Source organism: Vreelandella glaciei (assembly GCF_013415125.1).
GTDB classification, from domain to species: Bacteria; Pseudomonadota; Gammaproteobacteria; order Pseudomonadales; family Halomonadaceae; genus Vreelandella; species Vreelandella glaciei.
Genome location: NZ_JACCDE010000043.1, coordinates 26,474 through 35,295, shown reverse-complemented (window position 1 = coordinate 35,295; position 8,822 = coordinate 26,474). Strand labels below are relative to the sequence as shown.

7 protein-coding genes are annotated in these 8,822 nt (G+C 53.7%); 4 read left to right on the top strand and 3 right to left on the bottom strand.

Annotated elements, in window-relative coordinates; translation table 11 throughout:
- Positions 1-410 precede the first annotated feature (410 nt).
- The 4 genes from HZS80_RS21205 to HZS80_RS24265 are packed head-to-tail and all read left to right on the top strand — an operon-like array spanning position 411 to position 5,323.
- Positions 411-1,487, top strand: coding sequence for an HlyD family secretion protein (locus tag HZS80_RS21205; protein WP_281662028.1), 1,077 nt, complete (start codon positions 411-413; stop codon positions 1,485-1,487).
- On the top strand, positions 1,484-4,207 hold the full coding sequence (rbbA, locus tag HZS80_RS21200) for a ribosome-associated ATPase/putative transporter RbbA (protein WP_179917251.1): 2,724 nt from the start codon (positions 1,484-1,486) through the stop codon (positions 4,205-4,207). The genes HZS80_RS21205 and rbbA overlap by 4 nt, the downstream gene beginning before the upstream one ends.
- A gap of 1 nt (position 4,208) precedes the next feature.
- Positions 4,209-4,787 carry an ABC transporter permease gene (locus HZS80_RS24270; protein WP_479694282.1) on the top strand — a complete coding sequence of 193 codons (579 nt, stop codon included), beginning with the start codon at positions 4,209-4,211 and terminating at the stop codon, positions 4,785-4,787.
- Positions 4,788-4,798: 11 nt separating this feature from the next.
- Positions 4,799-5,323, top strand: a complete 525-nt coding sequence (locus HZS80_RS24265; protein WP_479694281.1) for an ABC transporter permease — start codon at positions 4,799-4,801, stop codon at positions 5,321-5,323.
- Positions 5,324-5,456: 133 nt separating this feature from the next.
- Here HZS80_RS24265 and HZS80_RS21190 read toward each other — a convergent pair whose 3' ends face one another.
- From HZS80_RS21190 to ftsH, 3 genes are all read right to left on the bottom strand, one after another.
- Positions 5,457-5,771 carry a chaperone modulator CbpM gene (locus tag HZS80_RS21190; RefSeq protein WP_179917250.1) on the bottom strand — a complete coding sequence of 105 codons (315 nt, stop codon included), beginning with the start codon at positions 5,769-5,771 and terminating at the stop codon, positions 5,457-5,459.
- A gap of 3 nt (positions 5,772-5,774) precedes the next feature.
- Positions 5,775-6,707, bottom strand: a complete 933-nt coding sequence (locus HZS80_RS24040; RefSeq protein WP_179917249.1) for a DnaJ C-terminal domain-containing protein — start codon at positions 6,705-6,707, stop codon at positions 5,775-5,777.
- A 215-nt stretch (positions 6,708-6,922) separates the two neighbouring features.
- Positions 6,923-8,770 (bottom strand): ATP-dependent zinc metalloprotease FtsH, encoded by a 1,848-nt coding sequence (gene ftsH / locus HZS80_RS21180; RefSeq protein ID WP_179917248.1) that lies wholly within the window; start codon positions 8,768-8,770, stop codon positions 6,923-6,925.
- Positions 8,771-8,822 lie beyond the last annotated feature (52 nt).

Genomic DNA, 8,822 nt, shown 5'->3' with positions numbered 1-8,822 from the left:
AGTTGTCGGTATCCCATGCTCTGCTTCACTTTGGTAGGTAAGGCAGAGAGGGTACCGGCGCTGGCCCTCCTGCCTCTACCTTGTGATCCAAAGTGCTGCGCTTATTCTATGAATCCAGGGTCACAAGGAATACATAACTCACGACGGGTTCTTTAAGAGGAAATTGCTAGCCGATGGCAGAGAAACTACTACTTAGGGGAGTCTGAATGCAACCATAGCACTGCATTAAACTGCAAGCTTATCTGGTTCAAGTATTGTTACTAGGAATGCAAGATATCTTGAAAGATTCTTGATCTGCGTCACCACGTTTAAATTTTCCAGTTTCATACTGGTTGCAAAGGCTAATGCTGGCACTAGCCGTTATACGCTCTTTTCCTTTTGAATGACTCGTTAGTCTAGGATGCCGAATCGTGCCCTCCACGCTGAGAAAAGTCGTATGGCGAATGTTAATAATTGCCGGAGTTGTATTCATTGCCGGTGTGTTGGTGTGGCTGGAGTTTCGACCTGAGGGGTTGGGTGATGGTTTTGCCAGCGGTAATGGGCGAATTGAAGCGACCGAAATCGATATTGCTACCAAGCAGGCGGGTCGTATCGAAGCGGTGCTTGTTGGCGAAGGAGAGCAGGTCGAGCCGAATCAGCTCTTGGCGCGTATGGACATGAAAGTGCTAGAAGCCGAACTGGGGCAGGCCAGGGCACAGGTTCGACAGGCCGAGAGTGCAACACGGACCGCGCAGGCACAAGTTGCTCAACGACAGAGCGAAAAAACGGCTGCTGAGGCCGTCGTGTTGCAACGTAACGCTGAGCTGTCTGCAGCACACAAGCGTTATGACCGCACCCGGGCATTGGTGGCTCGCAATGCCTTGTCGAGGCAGCAACTCGACGATGACTTGGCCAGCCTGGAGAGTACCGAAGCCGCGCTGGCCGCTGCACGTGCGGGTGTGCTCTCCGCTTTGGCAGCCATCGAGGCAGCCGATTCAAAGGTTATTGAATCTCAGGCGGCCATTGAGGCAGCCAGCGCTACGGTGGACAAGCTGGAGGCAGATCTTGAAGACAGTCAGCTGCGTAGTGACCGGGTGGCAAGGGTTCAGTATCGTGTCGCCCAGCCCGGTGAAGTGCTGCCAGCCGGGGGCGTGGTACTCAATCTCGTCGATCTGACCGATGTCTACATGACCTTTTTCCTGCCCGAGCGTCAAGCTGGGCGTGTTGCGCTGGGTGCCGACGTGCACTTGGTGCTGGATGCAGCGCCTCAGTATGTGATCCCGGCTAACGTCAGCTACGTCTCCAGCGTGGCCCAATTCACTCCCAAGACCGTGGAAACAGCTAGCGAACGTGAAAAGCTGATGTTTCGGGTCAAGGCCCGTATCGACCCCGCGCTACTTGAAAAGCACCTAGACAAAGTCAAAACCGGTTTGCCGGGCATGGCCTATCTCAAGCTTGATGATACGCTCGATTGGCCCGACGAACTGAAGGTTAACGTGACACCATGAGCATTGATGGATCTGTGGTGCGGCTGGAAGGTGTTAGCTTGCGCTATGGTTCAGTGCATGCGTTATCCGGCCTAAGTTTGGCCATTCCCGCTGGTTGTATGGTGGGGTTGATCGGGCCCGATGGCGTCGGTAAGTCCAGTCTGATGGCCCTGATTGCCGGTGCTAGAAAAATTCAGCAGGGTAGGGTTGTCGTATTAGACGGCGACATGGCGGAAGGGCGGCATCGCAAACAGGTGTGTCGGCGGATTGCCTATATGCCTCAGGGGTTGGGAAAGAACCTCTATCCCACCCTGACAGTCTTTGAAAATCTCGATTTCTTCGGCCGTCTATTCGGTCTGGATCGCCAGAACCGGCATAGTCGTATTGGCGAACTTTTGCATAGTACTGGGCTGGCTAGGTTCACGGAACGCCCTGTCGGCAAGCTCTCCGGCGGAATGAAACAGAAGCTGGGGTTATGCTGTGCGCTAATCCACGATCCCGACCTTTTGATACTCGATGAACCCACCACGGGCGTCGATCCTTTATCACGGGCTCAGTTTTGGGAACTAATTGGGCGGATACGGAGCAAGCGTCCAGGTATGAGCGTATTAGTCGCCACTGCCTATATGGAAGAGGCGCGAAGTTTCGACTGGTTGGTGGTCATGGATGATGGGCAGGTATTGAATACTGGCGCGCCTAACGATCTGCTAGCAGCGACGGGAAGTGCAACGCTCGAGGAAGCTTTTATCAGGTTGTTGCCCGAGACTAAACGGCGCAGGTATCGCGAGTTCAAAATATCGCCCCGCCAACCTGATGCCAATATAGCCATCGAGGCCCATGGACTGACCAAGCGGTTCGGCGATTTCGTCGCCGTGGATCACGCCGACTTTCGTATCGAGCGCGGTGAAATATTTGGTTTCCTGGGATCCAATGGTTGTGGGAAGACCACCACGATGAAGATGCTCACCGGGCTGCTATCCGCCAGCGAAGGAAAGGCATTGCTGTTCGATAAGCCCGTCGATCCGCGCGATATTGCTACGCGCAGTCGGGTGGGCTACATGTCTCAGGGTTTTTCTCTCTATACAGAACTGACGCTACGTCAGAACCTTGAATTGCATGCGCATCTGTTTCATCTTCCTAAGGCTGAGCGTGCCACACGCGTGAGGGAGATGCTGGATCGCTTTGATCTCACGGCAGTGGCTGACAAATTACCGCCAGCGCTTCCACTGGGAGTGCGCCAACGGCTTTCGTTGGCGGTGGCTGTCATTCACCGACCTGAATTATTGATTCTCGACGAACCCACCTCCGGAGTGGATCCAATAGCACGTGATGACTTCTGGCTGCTGTTAGGGCAGATCTCCCGTGGAGAGGGAGTGACGATTTTCATCTCCACCCACTTCATGAACGAGGCAATGCGCTGCGACCGGGTTGCTTTGATGCATGCCGGGCGCGTATTGGCTACCGACACCCCTGAGAAGCTACTAGCGTCGCGTGGCTTACCCACACTAGAAGCTACCTTTATGGCGTACCTGAAAGAGGCTAGCAAGATAGATGAAGCCGAGTCCGAAAAGCCGACAACTGCCTCTCTAGAATCGCACCCGGCGACCCGGTCTGGCAGGCTGACCGTTAGCCTGCGCCGAATGTTCAGTTACACCCACCGAGAGACTTTGGAGCTACGTCGCGATCCGATACGTGCCACGCTGGCGCTGCTGGGTAGTCTGATCCTAATGTTTATCATGGGTTATGGCATCAATATGGATGTCGAACATCTGACCTATGCCGTGCTCGATCGTGACCAGACCACGACCAGCCAGGCCTATTCTCTCAATCTAACGGGATCGCGTTACTTCACCGAGAAGCCTCCTCTGACCGACTACACCGATATACAGCAGCGACTACGCAGCGGTGATATCAGCCTGGCGGTGGAAATTCCGCCAGGGTTTGGCCGCGATCTCAAGCGTGGCAATGTGCCCAAAGTTGCTTACTGGGTCGATGGTTCTATGCCGGTCAGGGCCGATACTATCAAGGGGTATGTGGAGGGGATTCATGCGGACACTTTAGCTCGCTTGAGCGAAGGGGCTGGAGCTTTTTCCCCTCCCGTCGAGATTGCCATTCGCTACCGCTACAATCCCGACGTTAGAAGTCTGCCAGCCATGGCCCCGGCGATGATCCCACTGCTGCTCATGCTGATACCGGCGATGCTGACTGCCTTGGGAGTCGTACGTGAGAAGGAGCTTGGCTCTATTATCAATCTCTACGTCACGCCGGTTTCTCGATTGGAATTTCTGCTCGGCAAACAGTTGCCCTACATAATGCTGGCGATGATCAATTTCATCACCCTGGTGGCGTTCGCCGTGCTGGCCTTTGGCGTGCCGGTGAAGGGTAGCCTGCTGACATTGAGCCTAGGCGCGCTGATCTATGTCATCTGTTCCACGGGGATGGGATTGTTGATGTCATCGGTTCTGCATAGTCAGATTGCCGCTATCTTCGGTACCGCCATCGCTACACTGGTGCCTGCGATCCAGTTTTCGGGGCTACTCTCTCCAGTTTCCGCGCTGCAAGGGGGTGCGGCTGTCATTGGACATATCTATCCCACCAGCCATTTTTTGATTATCAGCCGAGGCGTGTTTTCCAAAGCGCTCAGTCTGGGAGATCTGACACCGTATTTTCTGGCCCTGCTGATCACCATCCCCGTACTGACGTTATTGAGTGTTTGGGGTCTCAGGAAACAGGAGCGCTGATATGGCCAGGCTTGCCAATATTCTGCAACTGGGTATCAAGGAAATACGCAGCCTGTATCGCGACCCGGCTCTGATGTTACTGATCATTTACTCGTTCACTTTGGGGATCTACCTGAGCGCCACTGGTGAGCCTGAGGCGCCGTTCCGAGCTAGCGTGGCCGTCGTCGACGAGGATCGGTCTCAGGCATCCTTGCGTATTGTTAATGCCTTTCAACTTCCCTATTTTTTGCCGCCCGAATTTATCGATATTGGCCAGATGGATCGCGGCATGGATGCGGGGCGTTATACCTTTACACTCAATATTCCGCCTAACTTTCAGCGTGACCTGCTGGCCGCTCGCCAGCCGACCATTCAGTTGAATGTCGACGCTACCCAGATCAGCCAGGCATTCACGGGAGCTGGGCATATCCAGCGGATTATCAGTGATGAGGTGGCTGATTTCATCGGAGCATACCAGCAATCATCGCCGGGCCGCATTGAGGCAGTGGTTCGTGCTGAATTCAATGCTAATCTCAACCGAAGTTGGTTCGGCGCCATTAATAGGCTATCAATCAAATCACCATGTTGTCGATTATCCTGACAGGAGCAGCGTTGATCCGTGAACGAGAGCACGGCACCATTGAACATTTATTGGTCATGCCGGTCACCTCGTTCGAGATCATGTTGGCCAAGGTCTGGTCGATGGGGTTGATCGTGCTGTTGGCTTCGGTCTTCGCACTACGCATCATCGTCGAGGGTTGGCTGCAAGTACCTCTTCGCGGCTCGCAGACGCTCTATCTTTTCGGCGCCACGCTACTGCTATTTGCGACCACATCAATAGGGATTTTTCTTGGCACATTGGCGCGCTCGATGCCGCAACTGGGCCTGTTAATCATTCTGGTACTGATTCCCCTGCAGATTCTGTCGGGTGGGATGACCCCGCGTGAAAGTATGCCTGAGCTAGTGCAGCGCATCATGTTTGTCGCCCCGACCACTCACTTTGTCGAACTTGCTCAGGCCATTCTCTTTCGTGGTGCCGGATTGGGAATTGTCTGGCCGCATTTATTGGCGCTGGCGATCATTGGCGGTGCGTTTTTTTTGGGCGCCCTGTTAAGGCTCAGAAAAGCACAAGAATGATACCGCCAGCTACTTTCGGCGCGTTGTTCATGGCCGAACAAACCCAGGAGCAGTTGGATCAACGGCAACGTACATCAATGCAGCATTCATCAAGCAATAGGGTCAGCTCTATAAGTGGCCATGGACTAGCGACTTAATGGAAGGGCAGTCCTGCCGCTCTGAGCCGTCCTTTTAGTCGCTCAATCTCCTCAAACAAGTCGGCGACCAGAGCGGCTAGCTCTGGGACAGCATCGAAATCGTACTCCATTTGGCGAAGGCGGCGAGCCCGAATAAGATCGTAGCTGGTGAATCGCCATTGAGAGACGTAGTGAGTTCCATCGCCGAGCATGCCGCTCTCGACCCGCTCTTTCACCCATTGCCTTTCTACGGCGCATGCATGCGCGAATTCTTCCAGTGTAAGGGTAGCTTCGTCGAGTATTTCACCATCGACTATGTTGTTTTCAACCATGATCTACCTCTTTTGACGCGGGTTGAATGGTATGTCACGAGCCATACTTTCATACAGTTGGCGTGCCTTCTCGGTATTGGCCGGAGGTAGTACCACGTTCAGGACGAAATAGAGATCACCAGGCTCAGAACTGGGAATACCTCGGCCTTTCAATCGTAACTTTCTACCGCTTTGGGAACCTTTGGGCACTTTCAGTTGAACGTGTCCAGAGGGTGTGGGCATCGTGAGAGATGTGCCGAGAGCTGCCTCCCAAGGTGCAACCAGCAGGGTTGCGAACACATCTTTGCCTTCCACGCGATAGTCGGGGTTCGGTGTAAAGTGTATTTCCAGATAAAGGTCGCCGGACTCGCCCCCACCTGCACCAGGGTGGCCCTGTCCCACTAAGCGGATATGTTGACCTTCAGTGATGCCCTTAGGAATGCGCACCTGGAGATTGTGCTGCTGAAGGTAGACATTTCCTTGTGGATCAGTCTGTGGTGCATGCAAAGTCACCGCGCGTGTTGCACCGTCATAGGCGTCACGCAAGTCGATGAAAACTTTCGCATGACGATCCAATCCACGCATATGGTGATGTGACCTAGAGCTTCGCCGACCAACATGGCTAAACAGATCGGTGAAGAAGTCACTGAACTCTCCAAGGTCGACATCTTCGTAATTTCTGCCCGAGAACTCGAAACCTGCATCCCAATCTGGCGGCGGTCGGAACTCCTGCCCAGCACGATAATGCTCTCCCAGTTGGTCGTAAGCCGCACGTTTCTCGGGATCGGTAAGCACCGCCTTAGCCTCATTGATTTCCTGCATACGCAGGGCAGCATCGGGCTCCTTGCTAATATCAGGATGATACTTTCGCGCCAGCTTGCGATAGGCCTTCTTGATGTCGGGGATGGCGGTAGCTCTATCGATCCCAAGTATTTGATAATAATCCTTGAACTCCACGAATCACTCCATACTTGTTCGGGGCTAAGGGGGCGAAACATTCATTTAGCGAATGTCCGTTGACCGACTAGATACCACTTTTGTTATTTTAAAGTGCCTATCCTCGTCTTATAGTGACCATTATCAATAAATCCACACTTTGCTGTAATAGGTTAGCCAAAGTAGTCATTATGTTTTTTTAGTCGAGCCTATCGTACCTATGGGTCAAGAGTGCTTTATATTCGATCCGTCGCTGGCCTGTCAGCTATTTCTGCTACTTCCCCGATGGGCGGAAAATCTTGGGCGGTCAGCGTCTCGCGCTCTAGCAGCATAGCGGCACCGGTCTCCAGTACCTTGCGACGGCGGGTCAGTATCTGGGTGGCTTTATCAAAAGCGTCGTCGACCAGTCTGCGTATGGCAGTATCGATTTCACGGGCTGTTTCCTCGGAGTAGGTCTTGGGCTTTGCAAGCCCAAATTTGTCGCCTAGAAATGCTTGTCGGTCTTCCTCATAAATGACTTGTCCGCCTTCCTCACTCATTCCGAATCGGGTGACCATGCTACGGGCAATATCGGTCACCTTGGCCAGATCATCAGCCGCTCCAGTGGAGATTTCGTTGAAAATCATGCGTTCGGCGGCTCGGCCGCCCATCAGCACTGCCATGCGACTCTTTAGGTCGGCAACCGTTTGCAGGAAACGCTCCTCTGTTGGGCGCTGGATTGTATAGCCCAAGGCGCCAACCCCACGTGGAATGATAGAGATTTTGTGTACGGGGTCCATTCCAGGCAACGAAGCGGCGACGAGAGCATGGCCCATTTCGTGATGCGCTACTACGCGTCGCTCATGTTCATTAAGCACACGGCTTTTCTTCTCCAGACCGGCAACGATGCGTTCCACGGCGAGTGTAAAGTCGCTTAATGTCACCGCATCGGCATCACGGCGCGTGGCTAGCAGAGCCGCTTCATTGACCAAGTTGGCTAGATCAGCACCGGTAAACCCTGGGGTCAAGGCGGCTATCTGCTCGGCATCGACATCAGACGCCAACTTGTTGAGGTGTTTTAGATGTACATTGAGAATGGCAATACGTCCGCGACGCTCGGGGCGATCGACCAAAACCTGACGGTCGAAGCGTCCTGCACGCAGCAGGGCGGGATCAAGGATCTCGGGTCGGTTAGTCGCGGCCAGAAGTACAATCCCAGATGATGTATCAAAGCCATCTAGCTCAGTTAGTAGCTGGTTGAGGGTCTGTTCCTTTTCGTCATGACCGCCACCGAGCATACCAAGCCCTCGGGCGCCGCCGAGTGCATCCAGCTCATCAATAAAAATGATGCACGGCGTGGCTTTTGCTGCTTGCTCAAAGAGGTCTCTAACTCGGGCTGCCCCCACGCCGACGAACATCTCTACGAACTCGGACCCTGAAATCGAAAAGAAGGGAACGCCAGCTTCGCCAGCCACGGCACGGGCCAGCAGCGTTTTGCCAGTGCCAGGAGGGCCAACCAGAAGGATGCCCTTCGGCACGTGAGCCCCCAGGCGACCATAACGCTGTGGGTCGCGCAAAAAGGCCACTACTTCCTTGAGTTCATCCTTGGCTTCGTCAATGCCAGCCACGTCGGCGAAGGTCACCTTGGTTTCGGTCTCAACATAAACACGGGCTTTCGATTTGCCCAGTGTCATCATGCTGCTGAGGCCTCCCTGACTTGATACCATACGGCGCAGGAAAAATCCCCAGATAGCGAATACGAGCAGGAACGGCAAGAGCCAAGAAAGCAGAGAGGTCAGCCATGACTCACTAGGCGCACCATTGAAAGTGACATCGTATTGGGCTAGGTCATTGGCCAAGGTCGGGTCGATGCGATAGGTGGTAAAGCCAGCAGTACCGTCGGAGAGCGGCGCATTGTAGGTGCCTTTGATCCTATCGGAACTAACGTCCAAGGTGTTGATGATGCCTTGCTCAAGATGATGACGAAATTCGGAATAGGGAATGGGTTCGTAGGAACGCCCCGCCGCAATGAAATCCTGAGCGAACAGGATAAAAACAAAGACAAAAATAAAAAAGAGGATAAATGCTTGATAACGTTTGTCCATTCTAACCTCAATGCAGCTTCCTAGAAGGCCCTACTGAAGGAGATTTTGCCAT

Coding starts and splice junctions, on each gene's coding strand:
- rbbA (WP_179917251.1), top strand. CDS start 1,484: ATGAGCATTGATGGATCTGTGGTGCGGCTGGAAGGTGTTAGCTTGCGC.
- HZS80_RS24270 (WP_479694282.1), top strand. CDS start 4,209: ATGGCCAGGCTTGCCAATATTCTGCAACTGGGTATCAAGGAAATACGC.
- HZS80_RS21190 (WP_179917250.1), bottom strand. CDS start 5,771: ATGGTTGAAAACAACATAGTCGATGGTGAAATACTCGACGAAGCTACC.
- ftsH (WP_179917248.1), bottom strand. CDS start 8,770: ATGGACAAACGTTATCAAGCATTTATCCTCTTTTTTATTTTTGTCTTT.